The sequence below is a fragment of the Clostridium homopropionicum DSM 5847 genome, assembly GCF_001263795.1.
GTDB classification, from domain to species: domain Bacteria; phylum Bacillota; class Clostridia; order Clostridiales; family Clostridiaceae; genus Clostridium_H; species Clostridium_H homopropionicum.
In genome coordinates this window covers 201867-224395 of the sequence record NZ_LHUR01000011.1, presented here as the reverse complement: position 1 = coordinate 224395, position 22529 = coordinate 201867, and the positions used below count along the sequence as shown (strand labels likewise).

Below are 22529 nucleotides of genomic sequence, written 5' to 3'. Positions count from 1 at the left end.
AGGGGTTGGACATAGTGAAAGTAACGGATTTTGATTTTTATTTACCAGAAGAGTTGATTGCACAACATCCTTTAGAAAAAAGAGATGAGTCAAGGCTAATGGTAATAAGCAAAGATACAGGGAAGATAGAACACAAGAGATTCAAAAATATAATTGAATACTTAAATGACGGAGACTGTTTAGTATTAAATAATACAAGGGTGCTTCCTGCAAGATTAATTGGAGAAAAGGAAAATACTGGTGGAAAGATGGAGTTTCTACTATTAAAAAGGATTGATAAAGATACTTGGGAAACCCTAGTTAAGCCTGGGAAAAGAGCTAAGGTTGGTTCAAAGTTTATCTTCGGGAATGGAGAGCTTAAGGCTAAGGTAAAAGATATTGGAGAAGAAGGAAGCAGAATAGTTCAGTTCCAATATGAAGGGATTTTTGAAGAGGTGCTCGATAAGCTAGGACAGATGCCATTACCACCGTATATTAGAGAAAGACTTGAAGATAAGGAGAGGTATCAGACAGTTTATTCAAAAGAAAATGGTTCTGCAGCAGCTCCAACAGCAGGACTTCACTTTACTGAAGAATTATTAAAGAAAATTAAGGATAAAGGAGTAAAAATCGCTTTTGTTACGTTGCATGTAGGACTTGGAACCTTCAGACCAGTGAAGGTTGAAAATATTGAAGAGCATCCAATGCATTCTGAATATTATACAATATTAAAAGAAGATGTGGAGTTAATAAATAAAACCAAAAGAAACGGCGGAAGAATAATAGCCGTTGGAACAACCTCCTGTAGAACTTTAGAAACTATAAGCACTATTGATGGATCGGTTAGAGAACAATCTGGATGGACTAATATATTTATATATCCTGGATATAAATTTAAAGTAGTGGATGCATTAATTACAAACTTTCATTTACCTCAATCAACTTTATTGATGTTAGTTAGTGCATTTTCAAGTAGAGAGCTAATTTTAAAAGCATACTCAGAAGCAGTAGAAGAAAAATATAGATTTTTTAGCTTCGGAGATGCAATGATAATTAAATAATCTTAATAAGGATTAAAAAAATAATAAAATCTCTGAATTATAAACATGAAAAGGGGAAATAATGTGTTTAAGTTAATAAAAAAGAATGGAAATGCTAGAAGAGGAGAATTTACAACCACACATGGAGTTATTCAGACTCCGGTATTTATGAATGTTGGAACATTAGCTGCTATAAAAGGTGCTGTTTCTTCTATGGATTTATATGAGATTGGTTGTCAAGTAGAATTATCAAATACATATCATTTGCATTTAAGACCAGGAGATGAAATAATAAAAAAACTTGGTGGGTTACATAAATTTATGAACTGGGATAGACCTATACTTACGGATTCAGGTGGATTTCAAGTTTTTTCACTTTCTCAGATGAGAAAAATACAGGAGGAAGGGGTTTATTTTAATTCTCATATTGATGGTAAGAGAATATTTATGGGTCCAGAGGAAAGCATGCAAATTCAAAGTAACCTAGCCTCAACCATAGCCATGGCTTTTGATGAATGTGTTGAAAATCCTTCTCCAAGAAATTATGTAGAAAAATCCGTTGATAGAACTACAAGATGGCTTGAGAGATGTGCAAAGGAAATGGAAAAATTAAATTCTCAATCTGATACAATTAATAAAAGACAGATGCTGTTTGGAATAAATCAAGGTGGGGTATTTGACGACATTAGAATAAAGCATGCAAAGGAAATATCTAAGTTTGATTTAGATGGTTATGCTATTGGTGGTCTTGCAGTTGGAGAAACTCATGAGGAAATGTATAGAATAATTGAAGCGGTAGAACCATACTTGCCTTCAAATAAACCTAGATATCTTATGGGAGTTGGAATACCTAGCAATATACTTGAGGCAGTATCAAGAGGAGTGGATTTTTTTGACTGTGTGCTTCCTGCGCGAAATGGAAGGCATGGTCATGTATTCACTAAATACGGTAAAATAAATCTATTTAATGCTAAGTATGAGCTAGATACAAAGCCCATTGATGAAGACTGTACTTGTCCAGCTTGCCAGCATTATACCAGAGCATACATTAGGCACTTATTTAAGGCTAAGGAAATGTTAGCAATGAGATTATGTGTTTTGCACAATTTACATTTCTATAATAAGCTGATGGAGGAAATTAGAGAGGCCATTGAGGGAGATTACTTTGAAGACTATAAGATGGGACAACTAGAAAATTGGGGAGGAAGAGCTTAGGTTACTGGGAGTGATTAGATGATTCAAGATGGTAATACAGTTGCTGTTGCAATTTCCTTTTTATTTATGCTGCTTTTATTTTATATAGCTATTCTAGTTCCAGAAAAGAAAATGAAAAATAAATTTAATTCTATGCTTTTAAGTTTAAAGGTTAAAGATAATATAATAACTAATGCTGGAATAGTAGGCACAGTATGTGAAATTAAAGAAAAATATATAATAATAGCTACTGGTCCTGATAGAGTGAAAATAGAAATTGATAAAAAAAATATAGCTTCAGTATTAAATAAAGAAATTGAAGATAAAAAAGTAGAATAGTCATTGTAATAAAACGCCTTATAAAAACATATTTATTAATATGTAGGAGGTGTTTTATTTTGGAGAAAAAGAATAATGCATTATATATTGTACAAGGAGTCATAAGAAGCTTTTTTTTAACTCTAGGCTTACTTGTAATATACTCTATAATAACATATTTCACAAAGCCAAATCCTCAAATTGACTCTATATACTTTGTAGTAATTACAGCTCTTAGCGTAATGTATGGAGCTATCTATTCTGTAAAGCATATAAAGTCTAGGGGATGGCTTGTGGGCTTACTATTAGCTATACTATATATTGTAATTATATACTTAATTTCAGTTGTTAATGGTAGAGGGTTTTATATTTCAACCTATGGAATGTTAAGAATAGCCTTGGCCTTATTTGTAGGAACCCTTTCCGGTATGTTAGGAATTAATATGTAAAACTACTTTATTAATTCTAATATTTATGATATAATCTTACAGGATAATTCTATAGTGGGAATGGAGGAACTAAAATGAAACATATTAAAACAATAAACAAGAGCAACATAAAGAACAGTTTAAATAAACCTGGCTGCAAGGAATGTGCAAATTCATGTCAATCAGCATGCAAAACTTCTTGTACAGTAGCAAACTTAGCTTGTGAAAATTAATATTACCAAGTAAGCAGTAACGAGAAGTTACTGCTTTGTATTTATTTAAGGAGGAAAGGAACCTTGTCATTAATTCATAGATTTATACAAGATAACGAACATTATATATTAGATGTAAATACTGGTGCAGTGCACATGGTTGATGAGATAGTTTACGATTTATTAAATGAAAAAGGATTAAAAGGAAAATCAGAACTTATAGAACTTTATAAAGATAAATATTCAAAAGAAGACATTTCGGAAGTGTATGAGGAAATTCAACAATTAGTAGAGGAAGGCTTATTATATTCGAAGGATAATTACGAAGAAATAGCTATTAATGGACAAGATTCTAAAGATTTTATAAAAGCGTTATGTCTAAATATAACTCATGATTGTAATTTAAGATGTAAGTATTGCTTTGCTGATGAGGGAAAATATCACGGAGCCAGAAAAATTATGTCTCTAGAAGTTGCTAAGAAAGCAATAGATTTTGTAATTGAACACAGTGGCCCAAGAAAAAATATAGAAGTTGATTTATTTGGAGGAGAGCCTTTAATTGCTATAAAAGAAGTTAAAGAGATTATTAAATATGCAAGAGAACAGGAAAAAATCCATAATAAAGTAATAAGATTTACCATGACAACTAATGCTACATTACTGAATGAAGAAATTATGGAATATATGGATAAAGAGATGGGTAATATAATTTTAAGTATAGATGGAAGGAAAGATGTAAATGACAGAACTAGAACTAAAGTTGACGGTGGCGGCACATATGAGGGAATACTTCCAAAAATAAAAAAGATGGTTGAAAAAAGAGATAAATCAAAATCATATTATGTTAGAGGCACCTTTACGAGAGCTAATACTGATTTTTATGAAGATATAAAGCATTTAGCAGATCTAGGTTTTAAAGAAATATCTGTAGAGCCAGTAGTATTGCCAGATGAGCATAACCTATCTCTGAGAAGAGAAGACTTACCTACTATTTTTGAAAACTACGATAAATTATATAAGGATATGTTAGAAAGACATTCAAAGGGAAATGAATTTAAATTCTATCATTTTAATATAGATTTGCAAGGAGGACCATGCGTTTATAAGAGAATATCTGGATGTGGAGCTGGACATGAATATATTGCAGTAACACCTGATGGAGATATTTATCCTTGCCATCAATTTGTAGGAAATGAGGATTTTAAAATTGGTACAGTTTTTGATAAAGATGAAGAATTAGATAAATCCATAGGAAGAAAATTTAAGAGTGCACATATTTATAATAAACCTTTATGCAGAGAATGCTGGGCAAGATTTTATTGCAGCGGAGGTTGCCAAGCTAACAATTATAATTTTAACGGAGACATACATGTGCCATATGAAATAGGATGTGAAATGCAGAAGAAAAGAATTGAATGTGCTATTGCTTTAAAGGCAAAACTAATGTCAGAAAAACAATAATTTACCTGTTATTGACTATTATTTTTAAAAGTAATATAATTAATTTGATTATGCATAAAGCGACCAACAAAGGGGGATAAACATGAGAAACTCAAAGTCTAAAAAATCCCAAAAGACTAATAGTACAATATTGTTTTTAGTAGCTGTATTAGCAGTAGGACTACTAGCTTACGCAGGTTTTTTTGGATTTAAAAATGTTTTTGGATACAGAGTAAAACCATTTACTGAAACTATTAATAAAGGATTGGATCTGCAAGGCGGTATTTCTGTTTTAGAAGAAATAAAAGGTAATGTGGATAATGACACTTTAGAAAGAACAATTGAAATGTTGTCTATGAGAGTTAATCCAGAAGGTGTAAAAGAAACAACTGTTCAAAGAGAAGGGAAGAATAGAATAAGAATAGAAATTCCAGGTGAATTTAATTCTAAAAAGGTTTTAGACACTATTGGTAAAACTGGGAAACTTGAATTTAAAGGACCGGATGGAAATGTAATTTTAACAGGAACAGATATAAAGGATGCTTCTGCATATTTAGATGATATGGGAAGTCCTACAATAGGTCTAGAATTAAAAGAAGCAGGTGCTAAAAAATTCGCTGATGCAACTAGTAAATTTTTAAATCAAAGAATTGCTATTTACATGGATGATGAAATGCTTACTAATCCAACGGTATCAGCTGTTATTACAAATGGAAAAGCTACAATTACAGGTAGTGAAACATTAGAAGAAGCAAGTCGCCAAGCAAATATTATAAAATCTGGAGCTCTACCAGTTACTTTAGAAGCAGTAGAATTTAAAACTGTTGGTGCAACATTAGGTTCAAATGCACTGCCATTAAGTATGAAAGCTGGAGCAGTTGGAATTAGCTTAGTTCTATTATTTATGTTAATTTATTATAGAGGACCAGGATTAATGGCTGATATTGCATTAATATTCTATGTGGTATTGGTACTTGGAACTTTTTCAGCAGTTAAAGCAACTTTAACCTTATCAGGTATTGCGGGATTTTTACTAACAGTAGGTATGGCAGTTGATGCAAATGTTTTGATTTTTGAAAGAATAAAAGAAGAATTAAAACTTGGAAAATCCATAAGGAATGCAATAGACGCAGGATTTGGTAAAGCTTTATCTTCGATACTTGATTCTAATATTACAACTATTATTGCTGCTATAATTTTATATAATCTAGGCTCAGGTTCTGTAAAAGGTTTTGCACTTACCCTTATGATAGGTATAGTCTTAAGTATATTTACTGCTTTAACCATCACAAGATTTTTACTTAAGCTAAGCGTTGAAATGGGACTTGTAAATAGTACTTCCCATTTTGGCATAAAAAGGGGGTAAAGTTATGCTAAAGGTTATAGAAAAAACTAAAATTTGGTTTTCCATATCTATAATTATTATATTGATAGGATTATCGTTTTTAGCTACAAAGGGATTAAATTTTGGTATAGATTTTAATGGTGGAACAATAGTAACAGTAGAAATGGGAAAAGATTTTAATCAAAAGCAAAAGGAAGAAGCGGATAAAATAATACATAAATATGATGCAAATGCAACTTCTTATATTGCAAACTCAACTCAGCTAGATATAAAAAGTAATACCCTAAATAGTGACAGCATTAATAAAATCTTTAATGAATTAAAAACTAAATATAAGTTAGAAGATAAATCTTTAATTTCTCAAACCAATGTAGGACCATCAATAGGAAATGAATTGAAGACAAAAGCTGTAAAGGCACTTTTATTTGCAACTATTGCAATGTTAATATACATTGGAATAAGATTTGAAATTAAATTTGGAATAGCTGCAATTCTAGCTTTAATTCATGATATTTTAATAACTTTAAGCGTATATGCTATTTTTAATATTCCTGTAAACTCACCATTTATTGCAGCAATACTTACAATAGTAGGATATTCAATTAATGATACAATAGTAATATTTGATAGAATAAGAGAAAATGCTAAAAAAATGAGAGGTAAAGATGTGGCTGAAATTGCTAATATAAGTGTAAATCAGACTATGTCTAGATCAATAAACACTGTACTTACTACACTATTTACAATAATAGCTGTATATGTGTTTGTGCCAGCAGTAAGGGATTTTACCTTTCCATTAATAATTGGTATTTTATCAGGAGCCTTTTCTTCAATATTCATTGCAAGCCCTATCTGGGTAATTCTTAAAAAAACAAACAAAAAGGTAGCAGCTTAATATAGAAAAAAATCAGAGCCAATGCTCTGATTTTTTTTAAAGTATTTATAACAAAGCATAATTTAACAAAAACACCCTATATTTTTAACATATAGTACTATTTGGTTTAATATATTGTCAAAGGATGAAAAAAAGTATTTGTAATAATTAAGAATTTAAATTATAATATTATTTGCTTCCTATAAAATTTGGGGGATTATATATGATAAATAATTATTCTTATAACATTTTTTCAAATTCAATATATTTATATGATTCTTTTTTATTAGATGGGGTAGGGGAGGCTTTGTATAGGATTACAAAGTCTGTAAATAATAGAGAAAAGATTGTTATCTATGGCTCATATGATGTTGATGGAATAACTAGCGTTTCTTTATTAATGCTTATATTAAAGTATTTAAATGCAGATGTAGAGTACTATATTCCTGATATAATAGAAAATGAAGAAATTTTTAATTCTAGTGTAATTGAAAATCATATTAGATTTTTGGGAGCAGGATTAATTATTACTGTTGGCTGTGGAATCAACTCGTTTCGTGAAGTAGAAATTTGCAGAGACTTAGGTATAGATGTAATAATAACTGACTACCATACACCAAGTGATAAGCTTCCTTCTGCTATAATAATCAATCCTAATCAAAAACAGTGCAAATATCCTTTTAAAGAGTTAAATGCAGTAGGAATTACATATAAGTTAGCATATGCAATTGCAGAGCATTATCATGTGCAATGCATAGAAAAATACCTAGATCTTGTTGCAATCGGAATTGCATCAAGTACTATGCCTTTAGTAGATGAAAATCTAGCAATGCTAGAAAAAGGGATGTATTGCTTATCAATAAGTAATAACTATGGTATTAATGCTATAACTAAGATTAATAAAATTAATCATATGGATTACAATAGTTTAAAAACATTAGCTAGTATTTTAATGCCTAAAATAAATGCTGTTGGTAGAATGGATGATGCTAGAATAGTTGTTGAATTATTAACAACTTCTGATATTGAAAGAGCAGAACAAATAGCTAAATATTTGAAGAAGAATAATGGGAAATAAAACACATATTTTTACTTAGGGGGAATTAAGCTTGGAATTAAAAGAAAGTATAAGAATAATTAAAGACTTTCCAAAGGAAGGCATAAGCTTTAAAGACGTTACAACTTTACTAAAGGATCCAGAGGCTTTTAAAGAGGCAGTGGACGGACTAGTAGACTATTTAAAAGATAAAAATATAGACATTGTTGTTGGGCCAGAAGCTAGAGGATTTATTTTTGGAACACCGGTAGCGTATGCATTAGGAGCAGGATTTGTTCCTGTTAGAAAAAAAGGAAAACTTCCAGGAGAGACTTTGACAGTCGAATATGAATTAGAATATGGTACTGATGTTTTAGAAATACATAAGGATGCTATAAAAGAAGGCCAAAGAGTTGCTGTTATAGATGATTTATTAGCTACTGGAGGTACAATGGAATCTGTAGTTAGGCTTATTGAAAAGTTAGGTGGAGAAGTAGTGAGCATTGATTTCTTAATCGAGTTATCAGAACTAAAAGGAAGAAAAAGGTTATGCAACTATGATGTAATGTCTTTAATAGAATATAACATATAATAACACATATATAAAGGTTTATATTGAAAATTAATATACCATATTATATAATATTTATAAAAATGCTGGCTGGTTCTATGACCAGCTTTTGATTTTAAGGGAGTATTTATATGCTTGATGAATTGTTAGAAAAAATTGATAAAAATTGTACTAATGTAAATAAAGATCTAATAATAAAAGCTTATAATTATGCTTTAAGTGCTCATAAAGAACAAAAAAGAGTATCTGGAGAGCCTTATATTATACATCCAGTAGAGGTCGCTTGTATTTTAGCTGAAATGGGGCTTGATGAAAATACAATTGCAGCTAGCTTGTTACATGATGTGATTGAAGACACAGATAGCACTTATAAAGAAATAGGGCAGGAATTTAATTTTCAAGTTGCAAATTTAGTTGAAGGTGTCACTAAACTTGGAAAGATAAAATATAAAACTAAAGAAGAGCAACAAGCAGAAAATGTTAGAAAAATGCTATTTGCTATGACAAAAGATATAAGAGTGATATTAATTAAGCTTGCAGATAGATTACACAATATGAGAACTTTGAAATACATGAGCGTAGAAAAGCAAAAGGAGAAGTCAAAAGAAACATTAGACATATATGCGCCACTAGCTCATAGATTAGGTATCTCAAAAATTAAATGCGATCTTGAGGATTTAGCTCTAAGATATCTTCACCCTAATGAATACTATGATTTAGTTAGAAAAGTTGCTGAAAAGAGAAACGAAAGACAAGAATACATCAATAATATAATAAAAGAATTAAAGCAAAAGCTAAATGAAACAGGAATTGAAGCTGAAATAGAAGGAAGGCCTAAGCATTTTTACAGTATTTATAGAAAAATGGTTGTTAAAAATAAAACAATAGATCAGATATTCGACTTAACTGCTGTAAGAATACTAGTGAATGATGTAAAAGATTGTTATGCTGCACTTGGAATGGTGCATACTATGTATAAGCCAATTCCAGGGAGATTTAAGGATTATATTGCTATGCCAAAGCCTAATATGTATCAATCTTTGCATTCAACAGTAATTGGTCCACAGGGAAAGCCTTTTGAAATTCAAATAAGAACTTATGAAATGCATGCTACTTCAGAGTACGGTATAGCAGCTCATTGGAAGTACAAGGAAGGTGAGCCTAAAAACGCAGAGAAGGATTTTGAAGCAAAATTAGCTTGGCTTAGAGAAGTATTAGAATGGCAAAGAGAAACTTCTAATCCTGAAGAGTTTATGGAAGATTTTAAAATTGATATGTTTTCGGATGAGGTATTTGTTTTTACACCAAAAGGTGTTGTAATTAATCTTCCTTATGATTCTACGCCAATAGACTTTGCATATAGAATACATACAGATATTGGTCATAAATGTGTTGGAGCAAAAGTTAATGGTAAGATAGTGCCACTTGATTATAAATTAAAGACTGGAGAAATAGTAGAAATTTTAACTTCAGCAGTACCAAAGGGACCTAATATTGCTTGGCTGAACATTACAAAGAGTAATCAAGCAAAATCAAAAATTAAAGCTTGGTTTAAAAAAGAAAAGAGACATGAAAATATTGAAAAAGGTAAGGAAATTGTTGAAAAGGAAAGCAAACGTCAAGGGGTTAATTTTGGAAAGATAGCAAAGGGAGAATATCTAGAGAGTTTATTGAAAAAATATAATTATAACAGCTTAGATGACCTATATGTATCAGTAGGAATCGGTGCATTAAATCCTGCGGCTATTGTAAACAAACTTATTGGTTTATACAAGAGTGAGCAGGAGGAAGAAACTAGCTTAGAAGAATTAAAAGAACAGTTAGAAAAAGCAACAGTTAAGAGAAAAAGTTCTAATTCCCCAGGGGTAAAGGTTAAGGGTATTGATAATGTATTGGTTAGATTTGCTAAATGCTGTAATCCTGTTCCAGGAGATAGTATAATTGGATATATTACGAAAGGAAGAGGAGTTTCAGTTCATAGACAGGACTGTGAGAATGTTAGAGCATTAATAGCTAATGATGGAAGTAGAATTATCGAATCCTCTTGGGAAGATGAGCAAGGAAGAAAAGCAGAGTATATTACTGAAATTGAGGTAAGAGCAGAAGATAGAGATGGACTTTTAGCAGAGCTAATGGAAGCCATAATAGATACTAAAATAGCATTATATGCGGTAAATGCTAAAACCTCAAAAGCTAGTGTAGCAATAATTACAATAAAGCTTAGAATTTCAGATGTAGAAAAGCTAAAAGAAGTTATGAGAAAAATGAGAAAGCTAAAAGGAGTAATAGCAGTATATAGGACTAAAAATTAAAATGTCCTATATACTTCATTTTGATTTTTTGATTTTTTAAGAGGTGCTATTTATGAGAGCAGTTATTCAAAGAGTAAAAACTTCTAGCGTTGTAGTAGATAAGGAAACAGTTGGCTCTATAAACAAGGGGTTTAATGTATTATTAGGAATTTCTAAAGAAGACAGTATGGAAGATGCTATATATCTAAGAGATAAAATCGTAAACTTAAGAGTTTTTGAAGATGAGCAAGGTAAATTAAATAAATCACTTAAAGAAGTAAACGGTGAGTTATTAGTAGTTTCTCAATTTACCTTATATGGAGACTGTAGAAAAGGAAGAAGGCCTAATTTTATGGAGGCCTTAGGGGGAGAGGAAGCAAAAGAACTTTATTTAAAGTTTGTGGAATTGTGTAAAGAAGAAATATCTATTGTTCAAACTGGGGTTTTTGGGGCTCACATGATTGTTGAAATAGAAAATGATGGTCCTGTAACTTTGATTATTGATAGTAAGAAAAATTTTTAAATATGGAGGTATGGGTTTATGAAAATTAAAAAAATGCCTGTGGGAATGTACGCTGCCAATTGTTATATTTTGATTGAAGAAGAATCTAAAGTAGGATGTATAGTGGATCCAGGCGGAGATGCAGATTTTATTATGGGAGAAGTGAAAAAAAGTAATATAGATATAAAGTTTATATTATTGACCCATGGTCATATTGATCATGTAGGGGCAGTTAGTACAATAAAGGATAAATTAAATATACCTGTCTATATTAGTAAAGAAGATAAAGAACTTATGAAGAAAAATCAAATGGTTTTTGGTGAAATGTGGAATGAAACCACAGATGATAAGGAAATAAAGGATGGGTATATATTAGAACTGGGAAATCTCAAAATAAAATGTATAGCTACTCCAGGACATACTCCAGGTGGAATGTGCTTTTTAGTTGAGAATGTAGTATTTACTGGTGACACTTTATTTTATGGTTCTATTGGAAGGACTGATTTTCCGGGAGGAAATCACCGCCAACTAATCAGTAGCATAAAAAATAAACTCATGGTTTTAAAAGATGATATTGTTGTGCTTCCAGGTCATGAAAGGGACAGCATAATTAAATTTGAAAGAGAACATAACCCTTTTTTATAAATCAATCGCTTCCGTTTAGTCGTGACTTCTAAAATAATATAAGCGACTAAGAAGAAAGGGTGTGAATTTTAGTCAATGATAATTATTAAGTTAAATGATTTAAAATACAGGTATGATGTTTATCATATTTTTAAGCTATTTTATGATAATATTGATTTTAAAGAAGAAAGCTATGATTTTATTGTAGACATCTCTCCCAAAGAAATAAAGTTTATAAATGAGGAGAATGAAATTTCCATTTATAAATTTCAAGGTAGATTAAAATTCAAGGAAGAGCTTAGAAATATAATATTTATATATCTAAGTAGTTTAACTCATAAAAAATTACCATGGGGAACTTTAATTGGAATTAGACCAACAAAAAAAGTTCATCAAATGATGGATAAGGGATTAGCTGAAAATGAGATAATTGAGACATTAAATAAAAATTATTTTGTAGCAGGGAATAAAGCTAAGCTGTGCATTCAGGTAGCAAATATGGAAAGAAAGCATGTAAATAAAGATTTGAAAATAATAAGCGTGTATGTTGGAATGCCATTCTGTCCAACTAGATGCCTTTACTGTTCCTTTGCATCAAATCCTATTAATTCCTGTAAAAAGTTAGTAGAACCTTATTTAAAGGCATTAGAATATGAAATTGACAGGATTAGTGAGTTTATAAATAAAAAGAATTTAGAGATTGAGTGTGTTTACTTTGGCGGAGGGACACCAACCTCCATTGAAGATAAGGAATTTGAAAATATTCTTTTTAAGATTTATGAAAGTTTTGTAAAGGGAAGAAATGTTAAAGAATTTAATGTGGAGTGTGGGAGACCTGATAGCATAAACGAAAATAAGCTATCTGCTATGAAAAAATACGAAGTCAATAGAATTAGCATAAATCCTCAAAGTATGAATGATGTTACTCTGAAAGCTATTGGAAGAAGCCACGAAGAAAAGGATATTATTGAAAAATTTAATTTAGCTAGAAGTTTAGGCTTTGACAATATTAATATGGATTTGATTATTGGGCTCCCAAATGAAGGATTGGAAGAAGTTCGTAAAACCTGTGAGGAGATTTTTAAGCTTAACCCAGATAATATTACTGTTCACGGAATGGCTATTAAAAGAGGTTCAATACTGCATGAACAGATTTTATTGGGAAAGATAAAATTAATCGAGCAACTTGAACTGGATTCAATGTATGATGAGACAGTAAAGTTAGCTGAAAAGTTAAGAATGAAACCATACTACATGTATAGACAGAAGAATATGATTGGCAATACAGAGAATGTAGGATATTCCAAACTCTCGAAGGAGGGTTTGTACAATATTCAAATGATTGAAGAAAAACAGACAATTATAGCTCTAGGAGCAGATGCAGTGACAAAAGTTGTATTTCTTGAAACAGATAAAATTGAAAGAGTAGGCAACTTAAAAGATATAAAAGAATATATAAACAGACTAGAGGAAAAGATTGAAGAAAAGCTTAATGTGTTAGAAACATTATATGATTAAAATTAAAGGAGGAATAAAAGTGGGAGAAGCGTTAAATGGTCTTAAAAGGACTATAATGTGCGGTGAGATTAGAGAAAGCCATCTTGGGCAAAAACATGTTGTTATGGGATGGGTTCAAAGAAAGAGAAATCTTGGAGGGCTTGTTTTTTTAGATCTTAGAGATAGAGAGGGAATACTTCAAGTAGTATTTGGTGAAGGTATAAATAAAGCAGCTTTTGAGAAAGCGGATTTAGTAAAGTCAGAGTATTGTGTTGCTGTTGAAGGAGAAGTTGTAAAAAGAGAAGCACCAAATGAGAATATTCCTACAGGTATGATTGAATTGAAAGGTGAAAGCATAAAAATTCTTTCAGAATCAGAAACACCACCAATATACATAAAAGAAAATTTAGATACTGATGAGATGATAAGGTTAAAATACAGATATCTTGATCTTAGAAGACCAGATATGCAAAAGATTTTTAAAATAAGACATAAAACAGCTAAAATTGTAAGGGATTTCTTGGATGAAAATGGATTCTTAGAAATGGAAACACCTATGCTTACTAAGAGTACACCAGAAGGTGCAAGAGACTATGTAGTTCCTAGTAGAAATTATCCAGGGATGTTTTATGCTTTGCCTCAATCACCTCAATTGTTTAAACAGTTATTAATGGTATCTGGTTATGATAAATATTTTCAAATTGTTAAATGTTTTAGAGATGAGGATTTAAGAGCTAATAGGCAGCCAGAATTTACTCAAATAGATATGGAACTTTCCTTTGTAGATATGGAAGATATAATAAGTTTAAATGAAAAACTAATTCAAAAGATATTTAAAGAAGTAAAAAATGTGGGTGTAAAACTTCCTATAAGAAGGATGCCTTATAGTGAAGCTATGAATAAATATGGAAGTGATAAGCCGGATTTAAGATTTGGCATGGAGATTGTTGATATTAGTGACATAGTAAAAGAATGTGATTTTAAAGTATTCAAAGATGCTTTAGAGAATGGTGGAAGCGTAAGAGCTATAAGTGTTCCAAACTCTGCAGATATGGGAAGAAAACAAATAGATAAGCTCACAGACTTTGTAAAAACTTTTAAAGCTAAAGGTTTAGCATGGATAGCTTATAAAGAAGGTGAAATTAAGTCACCTATATCAAAGTTTTTAAAAGAAGAAGAAATAGGTGCAATTATTAATAAAATAGATGCTAAATTTGGAGACTTAATCTTAATAGTTGCAGATAAAAATAGTGTAGTTCTTCAATCTTTAGGAGCTTTAAGACTAGATATGGCTAAAAAACTAGAACTTTTAAAAGATAATAAAGAATTTAACTTTGTTTGGATAACTGAATTCCCATTAGTGTCTTACAATGAAGAAGAAGAAAGATATCAAGCAGAACATCATCCATTTACTGCTCCAATGGATGAAGATATTCCATTCCTTGAAACTGATCCTGGAAGAGTTAGAGCGAAAGCCTATGATATAGTGCTAAATGGAGAAGAACTTGGAGGCGGAAGTATAAGAATCCATGATACTAGTCTTCAAGAAAAAATGTTCCAAGTTCTAGGTTTTACAAAGGAAAGTGCTTGGGAAAGATTTGGATTCTTATTAGATGCGTTTAAATTTGGACCTCCTCCTCATGGTGGATTAGCTTATGGATTTGATAGAATGGTAATGTTTTTAGCTGAAACTGAGAATATTAAAGATGTTATTGCTTTCCCTAAAAATCAAAATGCTTACTGTCCATTAACTGAGGCACCAAATGTTATTGATCAAAAGCAATTAATGGAATTGAACATAAATTTCCAGGAAAAATAATATAAAATTATTTTAAAATCATTATATTTTATTGCAAATGTAGTATAATATATATAAGTAAATATTCCTGCCATATTAGTATAACGAGTACATATTGACCCAACAATTTTTTAAAAGGGAATCTGACTCTTTTTATAAAATGAAGCTTTTTAGGGAAACCTATTAAAGAACGTGAAGTAAAAAGGAGATACCCACCTGTTTAATACAGGTTCAACTATTACTCGTGCTACGGTATGGTGGGATTTCTTTTTTGAAAAACTAATTAGGAATATAAGAAAAATGCGACGCATTTTTCTTTAGTAACCAGTAACCAGTGACCAGTTGCCAGTAGGATTAATAAAACTGGTTACTGGGAATTGGTTACTGGTCACTAAGAATTTTACGTCGTAAAATTCTTATATTACTCATCAAAATAAACAGTTCCTCATTATTGAACATAGAAAAAATAAATGCTATAATAATAAAAATACCGGGGCTGGGTATGATTTTTTTAGATAGGAGTAATGCTATGAGTCAAAGGGATTCAAAGAAAGATATACAAGTAAGACTTAGAAGAATTGAAGGACAGGTAAAAGGGATTGAAAAGATGATGGATAATGATGCCTGCTGCAAAGAAGTGCTTGTGCAAATTGCTGCTGTAAGAGCAGCTATTAATAAAGTGGGGACTTTAATATTAAAAAATTTTGCCCAAGAATGCATGATAAAAGAAGATGCTACTATAGAAGAAGAGGCAAAAATTGATGAACTTTTGTCTACATTAACTATGTTTATGAAATAGGCAATAAAAATATAATTGCCTATTTCTTTTGAGAAGCATTTTTTAATGCAATAATTACTTTGGTAGTGGAAGCTACTAGAACTGTAGCAATTGCAATAGCACCGGCACTACCAATAGTTTCAAGACCTAAGGTTAATGAATTGTTTATATTACCTTGTGTTATTTCATACATAGTGTAGTACATACCTGCACCTGGTACTAAAGGAATTATAGAACAGATCATAATAATAGTAACAGGAGTTTTTAAAATTCTAGCCATTATTTCAGAGTAAATGCTTATAGCTAATGACGCAATAAATAATGAAAGTATTTTAGATGCATTGTAATTTAAACATAGGATATTGATAAACCATCCTAAAGTTCCTCCCAGTGATGCATAAATTATGTTCTTACCCCGTATATTAAAAATATATGAAAAGCCAATACTTGAAAGAAAGGCATATATAGAGTTCATTACCATAGCTGTATACCTCCTAAAATGAAGACCAAAGTTTAATTATTATTCCTGAGCCTACTGCAATGGCAATTGCTATAAAAATTGCTTCAATTGCCCTAGAAATTCCGGATACTAAATCACCGGCAATAGTATCTCTTATAGCATTAGTAATAATTAAACCGGGAACTAAAAGCATAATTGAACCAATGATTATTTTATCTTCATTTTGGCCTATACCTAGCTTAACAAAGACTAATGCGAAAAATGTTGCTAAGGCACCTCCAAGAGAGTTAATAAAAAATTCATTGATTTTTATATTATTTAATGCTAAGGATATAACTTTTATTATTAAACCAATAAATAATGAAACAAAAAAATCCCTATAGGTACCTCCAAATTGTAAAGTGAAGAAACCTGCACATAAGGATGAGGAGATAATAAGAATCTTATCATTGTATCCTTCATCAGCATCTATTTCTGCCAATTTTTTTTCTACAAAATCAATTGTCAGAGAGGAATGAGTAAGCTCTCTTGATAGATTATTTACTTGGGATATTTTGTTTAAATTTACTGTTCGATGTGTAATTCTTTTTACTAAAGTAATTGTTTTATCTTTTTCATCGGTAATAGAAATCATTAAACCAGTTGGAGTAACGAAACTATCGGCTTTTTTTGATTTAAAAGCATAGCAAATTCGGAGCATTGTTTCTTCTACTCGATATGTTTCGCCACCACTTTGAAGAATTATGCGTCCTGCTTCAGCAGCAATATGAAGTATTTTTTCGCTTCTATCCATTGAAAAATCCTTTCTAAATTTAACAAAAAAATTTAACTAAGGATATTATATCATAGTTTTATTAGAAAAATATCTAAACTTAGAAATTGATAAATTACAGTAAAATACGAACTTTATTAAAAAAAAGTATATAAATGTACAGATTTTATTGATATTTTGCAAATAAAACTTTATAATTTAATAAACACACAAAGGAGGGGTTAACTTGAATTTTGATAATCTTAGAAAAAATGATCAGGAATTATTCGAGTTCATGGAATTGGAAAACAATCGTCAAAACAGCAATATTGAATTGATAGCTTCAGAAAATTTCACAAGTATGGCTGTTATGGAAGCAATGGGGTCTCAGCTTACTAATAAGTATGCAGAAGGTTATCCGGGAAAAAGATATTATGGTGGATGCGAACAGGTTGATAAAGTTGAAAACTTAGCAATAGAGAGGCTAAAGAAAATCTTTGGAGCTGAACATGCAAATGTTCAACCTCATGCTGGATCTCAAGCTAATATGGCTGTTTATTTAGCAGTTTTAAAAGCTGGAGACACAATTATGGGAATGGATTTGAGCCATGGTGGACATTTGACTCATGGTAGTCCAGTAAACTTTTCAGGTATACTTTTTAACTTTGTTTCTTATGGGGTTGATAAGGAAACAGAAACAATTAATTATGATGAAGTTAGAAAAATAGCTTTAGAATGTAAACCAAAGATGATTGTTGCAGGTGCAAGTGCTTATCCAAGAGTAATTGATTTTGATAAATTAAGAGCTATTTGTGATGAAGTAGGGGCATATTTAATGGTTGATATAGCGCATATTGCAGGATTAGTAGCAGCTGGAGTACACCCATCACCTGTGCCAGTGGCAGATTTTGTAACTACTACAACTCATAAAACTCTAAGAGGTCCTAGAGGAGGAGCTATTCTATGCAAAGAAAAATACGCTAAGGCTATAGATAAAGCTATTTTCCCAGGAATTCAAGGTGGACCATTATTACATGTTATAGCAGGTAAGGCAGTTTGCTTTGGAGAAGCATTAAAAGATGACTATAAGAATTATATAAATCAGGTGGTAAAAAACGCTAAGGTTCTTGAAGAAGAATTAAAAAAATATAATTTCAGATTAGTTTCTGGAGGAACAGATAATCATCTATTGTTAATAGACTTAACAAATAAAGACATAACAGGAAAAGAAGCTGAGAAACTTCTTGATGAAGTTGGAATTACTGTGAATAAAAACACAATTCCTTTTGAAACAAAAAGTCCTTTTGTAACAAGTGGAATAAGAATAGGTACTCCAGCAGTTACTACTAGAGGCTTCAAAGAAGAAGAAATGAAGAAAATAGCGTACCTAATTAATTATGTAATTGAAAATAGAGATAAGGATTTAACAGCAGCAAAAGAAATGGTAAAAGAAATTTGTGATAGATATCCATTATACGAATAATTGAATAGTTTAAATTATATGAATATTTGTACTATTTTAATTATTTCCATTATATGAATATTTTTAATCGTGGAACATTGAGTGAATATGTTTTCAACTAGTAAAAAGTATGATATAGTAATATAAAATAAATATTATGCATTAATATAAAACCTTTTATGTAGTAATTATTAACACTAAGTTAATTATTGTGGCTTATTACAAAAATAAGTGAAATTTAATAGAAAGAAGGTATTATAAATGGTAAAAATGAAGACAATGGATGGAAATAACGCTGCTGCTTATGTGTCATATGCTTTCACCGACGTTGCAGCGATATATCCAATTACACCTTCATCTACAATGGCAGAATTTACTGACCAATGGAGCGCTGAAGGAAAGAAAAACATGTTTGGACAAACTGTTAAGGTTATGGAAATGCAATCAGAAGCAGGAGCAGCAGGAGCAGTTCATGGTTCACTTCAAAGTGGTGCATTAACTACTACATATACTGCATCTCAAGGCTTATTGCTTATGATTCCTAATATGTATAAAATTGCCGGAGAATTATTACCATCTGTTTTCCATGTTAGTGCAAGAGCGCTAGCTGCACATGCTTTATCAATATTTGGAGATCACCAAGACGTAATGGCTGTTAGACAAACAGGTTTCGCTCTTTTAGCTTCAGGAAGCGTACAAGAATCAATGGATATTGGTGCAGTAGCACACTTAGCTTCAATAAAAGGAAGAGTTCCATTCGTTCATTTCTTTGATGGATTCAGAACTTCACATGAGGTTCAAAAGATAGAATTATTAGATTATGAAGATTTAAAAAAATTAGTAGATATGGATGCAATTAAAGCTTTCAGAGCAAGAGCATTAAATCCTGAACATCCAGTAACTAGAGGTACAGCACAAAATCCTGATATATATTTCCAAGCTAGAGAAGCAGCTAATAAATATTACAATGCACTTCCAGAAATAGTTGAAGAATACATGAAAAAAATAAGCGATTTAACTGGAAGAAACTATGATTTATTTAACTATTATGGGGCAGCAGATGCTGATAGAATAATAGTTGCAATGGGTTCAGTTGGAGAAACTATTGAACAAGCAGTTGACTTCTTAAATGCAAAAGGAGAAAAGGTTGGATTATTAAAAATTCATTTATTCAGACCATTCTCAATAAAGCATTTTATGAAACACATACCTAAAACAGTTAAGAAGATTGCTGTTTTAGACAGAACTAAAGAACCAGGTGCTGTTGGAGATCCACTTTACCTTGATGTTAGAAATGCATTCTTTGATGTAAATGAAAAACCAGTTATAGTTGGAGGAAGATACGGATTAGGTTCTAAGGATACTACGCCTGGACAGATAGTTGCAGTATATGAAAATCTTAAAGCTGATGAACCTAAGGATCACTTCACAATTGGTATCATAGATGACGTAACAAACACTTCTCTTGAAAGTGTTAAAGGAGTGGATGTTACAGCTGAAGGAACAACTGAATGCAAGTTCTGGGGCTTAGGCTCAGACGGTACAGTTGGAGCAAATAAGAGCGCTATTAAAATAATTGGAGATCATACAGACATGTATGCTCAAGCTTATTTTGCATATGATTCTAAAAAATCAGGTGGTATTACAATATCTCACTTAAGATTTGGTAAATCACAAATTAAATCACCTTACCTAATACAATCACCACACTTTGTAGCTTGTCACAATCAATCTTATGTATATAAGTATGATGTATTAGATGGTTTAAGAGATAATGGAACTTTCTTATTAAATTGTATCTGGGATAAAGATCAGTTAGAAGAAAATTTACCAGCTAACATGAAGAGATACATTGCAGAACACAATATTAATTTCTATACTTTAGATGCTGTTAAAATAGCAAAAGAAGTAGGACTTGGTGGAAGAATTAATATGGTAATGCAATCTGCATTCTTTAAACTTGCAAATATAATTCCACTTGAAGATGCAATAAAATACTTAAAAGATGCTGTTGTAAGTTCTTATGGCAAAAAAGGTGAAAAAATAGTAAATATGAATAATGCTGCAATTGATAAGGGTATCGAAGCTCTTGTTAAGATAGAAGTTCCTGATTCTTGGAAGAATGCAGTAGATGCAGAAAAAGCAGCAAAAGAAGTACCAGAATTCATTTCAAACATATTAGAGCCAATGAATAGACAAAAGGGAGATGAGCTTCCAGTTAGTGCTTTCTCAGGAAGAGAAGATGGAACATTCCCTAATGGTACAGCTGCATACGAAAAGAGAGGAATTGCAATCAATATTCCAGAATGGAAAATGGAAAATTGTATTCAATGTAATCAATGTTCATATGTATGTCCACATGCTGTAATAAGACCAGCTTTATTAAATGAAGAAGAATACAATAATAGACCAGAAGGCTTTAAGGCTATAGATATTAAAGGTGTTAAGACAGCTGATAAGTTATATTATGGAATTACTATAAGCGCTTACGATTGTACAGGCTGCGGAAACTGTGCTGATGTATGTCCAGCTCCTGCTAAAGCTTTAGTAATGGAACCTGCTGAAACTCAAATTAAAGAACAAGAGAATTTTGATTATGCAGAAAAATTATCAGCAAAAGAAAATCCAATGAATAAATATACAGTAAAAGGAAGCCAATTTGAAAAACCTCTTCTTGAGTTCCATGGTGCTTGTGCAGGTTGCGGAGAAGCAGCTTATGCTAAGCTTATAACTCAATTATTCGGAGATAGAATGATGATAGCTAATGCTACTGGATGTACTTCCATCTGGGGAGGTTCTGCACCTGCAACTCCTTACACTGTAAACAAAGAGGGTAAAGGTCCAGCTTGGGCTAACTCATTATTCGAAGATAATGCTGAGTATGGTTTAGGTATGGTTCTAGGAACATCTCAAACAAGAGAAAAACTTGCTGATTTAGCTTTAGAAGCTATTGAAAGTGATATTAGTGATGAACTTAAGTCTGCGTTAAAAGAATGGTATGATAATAAAGACTTAGGTGAAGAATCTAAAGCAGCTTCAGCAAAATTAATAAAAGCTATTGAAAATGAAAAAACTTCAAATGCTACAGTAGCTGAAATATATGACAACAAAGATTTCTTAGTAAAGAGATCACAATGGATATTTGGTGGAGACGGTTGGGCATATGATATTGGATATGGCGGACTTGATCACGTTCTAGCATCTGGTGAAGATGTAAATGTATTTGTATTTGACACAGAAGTTTATTCAAATACAGGTGGTCAATCTTCAAAATCTACTCCAACAGCTGCTATCGCAAAATTTGCAGCAGGTGGAAAACATACTAAGAAGAAAGACTTAGGTATGATGGCAATGAGTTATGGATATGTATATGTAGCTCAAATATCTATGGGTGCTGATAAGAATCAAACTTTAAAAGCAATTAAAGAAGCAGAAGCTTATCCAGGTCCATCATTAATCATTGCATACGCTCCATGTATAAACCATGGATTAAAAGTTGGAATGGCTTGTTCTCAGCTTGAAGGTAAGAGAGCTGTTGATGCAGGATATTGGGGTCTTTACAGATTCAATCCACAATTAAAAGAAGAAGGAAAGAATCCTTTTGTATTCGAATCTAAGGAACCAACATTATCATTCAGAGAATTCCTTCTAGGTGAAGTAAGATACTCTTCACTTCTAAAGGCTAGACCTGAAATAGCTGAAGAGTTATTTGCAAAAACTGAAAAGGATGCAAAAGAAAGATTGGAAGGCTACAAGAAATTAGCTGCTCAATAATTTCTTAAATAAAATATTAAAAGGTGTTACAAGACTATTACTAGGTCTTGTAGCACCTTTTTAAATTTTATTTTTATATTTTTATAAAATAACAAAAAAACTCTTTTAATAATTATAAATTAAGGTTAAAATAAGACTATTACTGTTAATAATTA

Annotated in this window: 20 protein-coding genes and 1 other RNA gene; 19 read left to right on the top strand and 2 right to left on the bottom strand. The window is 31.2% G+C overall.

The window, feature by feature from the left end; genetic code table 11:
- The first annotated feature begins 14 nt into the window (after nt 1-14).
- The 17 genes from queA to CLHOM_RS03240 all read left to right on the top strand — a co-directional run bounded on the left by queA (nt 15) and on the right by CLHOM_RS03240 (nt 15948).
- Nucleotides 15-1040 carry a tRNA preQ1(34) S-adenosylmethionine ribosyltransferase-isomerase QueA gene (gene queA / locus CLHOM_RS03315; protein WP_052220265.1) on the top strand — a complete coding sequence of 342 codons (1026 nt, stop codon included), beginning with the start codon at nt 15-17 and terminating at the stop codon, nt 1038-1040.
- 63 nt (nt 1041-1103) lie between these two features.
- Nucleotides 1104-2234: a tRNA guanosine(34) transglycosylase Tgt gene (tgt, locus tag CLHOM_RS03310; protein ID WP_052220264.1), complete on the top strand. Its 1131-nt coding sequence runs from the start codon at nt 1104-1106 to the stop codon at nt 2232-2234.
- Nucleotides 2235-2252: 18 nt separating this feature from the next.
- Nucleotides 2253-2552, top strand: coding sequence for a preprotein translocase subunit YajC (gene yajC / locus CLHOM_RS03305; RefSeq protein WP_052220263.1), 300 nt, complete (start codon nt 2253-2255; stop codon nt 2550-2552).
- Nucleotides 2553-2611: 59 nt separating this feature from the next.
- A complete protein-coding gene (locus CLHOM_RS03300; RefSeq protein WP_052220262.1) occupies nt 2612-2980 on the top strand; it encodes a TIGR04086 family membrane protein in 369 nt (122 codons plus the stop codon).
- 74 nt (nt 2981-3054) lie between these two features.
- Nucleotides 3055-3192 carry a six-cysteine ranthipeptide SCIFF gene (gene scfA / locus CLHOM_RS03295; RefSeq protein WP_052220261.1) on the top strand — a complete coding sequence of 46 codons (138 nt, stop codon included), beginning with the start codon at nt 3055-3057 and terminating at the stop codon, nt 3190-3192.
- A 63-nt stretch (nt 3193-3255) separates the two neighbouring features.
- Complete coding sequence (scfB, locus tag CLHOM_RS03290; protein WP_052220260.1) at nt 3256-4632, top strand: thioether cross-link-forming SCIFF peptide maturase; 1377 nt, start codon at nt 3256-3258, stop codon at nt 4630-4632.
- An 82-nt stretch (nt 4633-4714) separates the two neighbouring features.
- Entirely contained in the window at nt 4715-5977 is a 1263-nt protein-coding gene (secD, locus tag CLHOM_RS03285; protein ID WP_052220259.1) for a protein translocase subunit SecD, read from the top strand.
- Nucleotides 5978-5981: 4 nt separating this feature from the next.
- Nucleotides 5982-6851, top strand: a complete 870-nt coding sequence (secF, locus tag CLHOM_RS03280) for a protein translocase subunit SecF (RefSeq protein ID WP_052220258.1) — start codon at nt 5982-5984, stop codon at nt 6849-6851.
- A gap of 202 nt (nt 6852-7053) precedes the next feature.
- On the top strand, nt 7054-7908 hold the full coding sequence (locus tag CLHOM_RS03275; RefSeq protein ID WP_052220257.1) for a DHH family phosphoesterase: 855 nt from the start codon (nt 7054-7056) through the stop codon (nt 7906-7908).
- Nucleotides 7909-7939: 31 nt separating this feature from the next.
- Nucleotides 7940-8458 (top strand): adenine phosphoribosyltransferase, encoded by a 519-nt coding sequence (locus CLHOM_RS03270; protein WP_052220256.1) that lies wholly within the window; start codon nt 7940-7942, stop codon nt 8456-8458.
- Nucleotides 8459-8568: 110 nt separating this feature from the next.
- Entirely contained in the window at nt 8569-10749 is a 2181-nt protein-coding gene (locus tag CLHOM_RS03265) for a RelA/SpoT family protein (protein ID WP_052220255.1), read from the top strand.
- A gap of 52 nt (nt 10750-10801) precedes the next feature.
- Nucleotides 10802-11251 (top strand): D-aminoacyl-tRNA deacylase, encoded by a 450-nt coding sequence (dtd, locus tag CLHOM_RS03260; protein ID WP_052220254.1) that lies wholly within the window; start codon nt 10802-10804, stop codon nt 11249-11251.
- 18 nt (nt 11252-11269) lie between these two features.
- Nucleotides 11270-11875, top strand: a complete 606-nt coding sequence (locus CLHOM_RS03255) for an MBL fold metallo-hydrolase (protein ID WP_052220253.1) — start codon at nt 11270-11272, stop codon at nt 11873-11875.
- A 75-nt stretch (nt 11876-11950) separates the two neighbouring features.
- Nucleotides 11951-13372: a coproporphyrinogen III oxidase gene (locus CLHOM_RS03250; RefSeq protein WP_052220252.1), complete on the top strand. Its 1422-nt coding sequence runs from the start codon at nt 11951-11953 to the stop codon at nt 13370-13372.
- 19 nt (nt 13373-13391) lie between these two features.
- Nucleotides 13392-15170, top strand: coding sequence for an aspartate--tRNA ligase (gene aspS / locus CLHOM_RS03245; protein WP_052220251.1), 1779 nt, complete (start codon nt 13392-13394; stop codon nt 15168-15170).
- A 61-nt stretch (nt 15171-15231) separates the two neighbouring features.
- Nucleotides 15232-15417, top strand: a non-coding RNA gene (gene ssrS, locus CLHOM_RS17795) — 6S RNA.
- A gap of 261 nt (nt 15418-15678) precedes the next feature.
- Nucleotides 15679-15948 carry a metal-sensitive transcriptional regulator gene (locus CLHOM_RS03240; protein ID WP_052220250.1) on the top strand — a complete coding sequence of 90 codons (270 nt, stop codon included), beginning with the start codon at nt 15679-15681 and terminating at the stop codon, nt 15946-15948.
- A gap of 19 nt (nt 15949-15967) precedes the next feature.
- Here CLHOM_RS03240 and CLHOM_RS03235 read toward each other — a convergent pair whose 3' ends face one another.
- Both CLHOM_RS03235 and CLHOM_RS03230 read right to left on the bottom strand, forming a co-directional pair.
- The gene (locus CLHOM_RS03235; RefSeq protein WP_052220249.1) at nt 15968-16408 is read right to left on the bottom strand and encodes a threonine/serine exporter family protein; all 441 of its coding nucleotides are present in this window, start codon (nt 16406-16408) and stop codon (nt 15968-15970) included.
- 13 nt (nt 16409-16421) lie between these two features.
- Nucleotides 16422-17180: a threonine/serine exporter family protein gene (locus tag CLHOM_RS03230; RefSeq protein ID WP_052220248.1), complete on the bottom strand. Its 759-nt coding sequence runs from the start codon at nt 17178-17180 to the stop codon at nt 16422-16424.
- Between the two features lie 205 nt (nt 17181-17385).
- Here CLHOM_RS03230 and glyA point away from each other — a divergent pair, with 205 nt between their 5' ends.
- Together glyA and nifJ are read left to right on the top strand one after the other, a co-directional pair.
- Complete coding sequence (glyA, locus tag CLHOM_RS03225; protein WP_052220247.1) at nt 17386-18621, top strand: serine hydroxymethyltransferase; 1236 nt, start codon at nt 17386-17388, stop codon at nt 18619-18621.
- Between the two features lie 240 nt (nt 18622-18861).
- Entirely contained in the window at nt 18862-22374 is a 3513-nt protein-coding gene (nifJ, locus tag CLHOM_RS03220) for a pyruvate:ferredoxin (flavodoxin) oxidoreductase (protein WP_052220246.1), read from the top strand.
- Nucleotides 22375-22529 lie beyond the last annotated feature (155 nt).

Bases quoted from the DNA above. Each gene is read 5' to 3' on its own strand.
- yajC (WP_052220263.1), top strand. From the start codon at position 2,253: ATGATTCAAGATGGTAATACAGTTGCTGTTGCAATTTCCTTTTTATTT.
- scfA (WP_052220261.1), top strand. From the start codon at position 3,055: ATGAAACATATTAAAACAATAAACAAGAGCAACATAAAGAACAGTTTA.
- secD (WP_052220259.1), top strand. From the start codon at position 4,715: ATGAGAAACTCAAAGTCTAAAAAATCCCAAAAGACTAATAGTACAATA.
- secF (WP_052220258.1), top strand. From the start codon at position 5,982: ATGCTAAAGGTTATAGAAAAAACTAAAATTTGGTTTTCCATATCTATA.
- CLHOM_RS03275 (WP_052220257.1), top strand. From the start codon at position 7,054: ATGATAAATAATTATTCTTATAACATTTTTTCAAATTCAATATATTTA.
- CLHOM_RS03265 (WP_052220255.1), top strand. From the start codon at position 8,569: ATGCTTGATGAATTGTTAGAAAAAATTGATAAAAATTGTACTAATGTA.
- dtd (WP_052220254.1), top strand. From the start codon at position 10,802: ATGAGAGCAGTTATTCAAAGAGTAAAAACTTCTAGCGTTGTAGTAGAT.
- CLHOM_RS03255 (WP_052220253.1), top strand. From the start codon at position 11,270: ATGAAAATTAAAAAAATGCCTGTGGGAATGTACGCTGCCAATTGTTAT.
- CLHOM_RS03250 (WP_052220252.1), top strand. From the start codon at position 11,951: ATGATAATTATTAAGTTAAATGATTTAAAATACAGGTATGATGTTTAT.
- CLHOM_RS03240 (WP_052220250.1), top strand. From the start codon at position 15,679: ATGAGTCAAAGGGATTCAAAGAAAGATATACAAGTAAGACTTAGAAGA.
- CLHOM_RS03235 (WP_052220249.1), bottom strand. From the start codon at position 16,408: ATGGTAATGAACTCTATATATGCCTTTCTTTCAAGTATTGGCTTTTCA.
- CLHOM_RS03230 (WP_052220248.1), bottom strand. From the start codon at position 17,180: ATGGATAGAAGCGAAAAAATACTTCATATTGCTGCTGAAGCAGGACGC.
- nifJ (WP_052220246.1), top strand. From the start codon at position 18,862: ATGGTAAAAATGAAGACAATGGATGGAAATAACGCTGCTGCTTATGTG.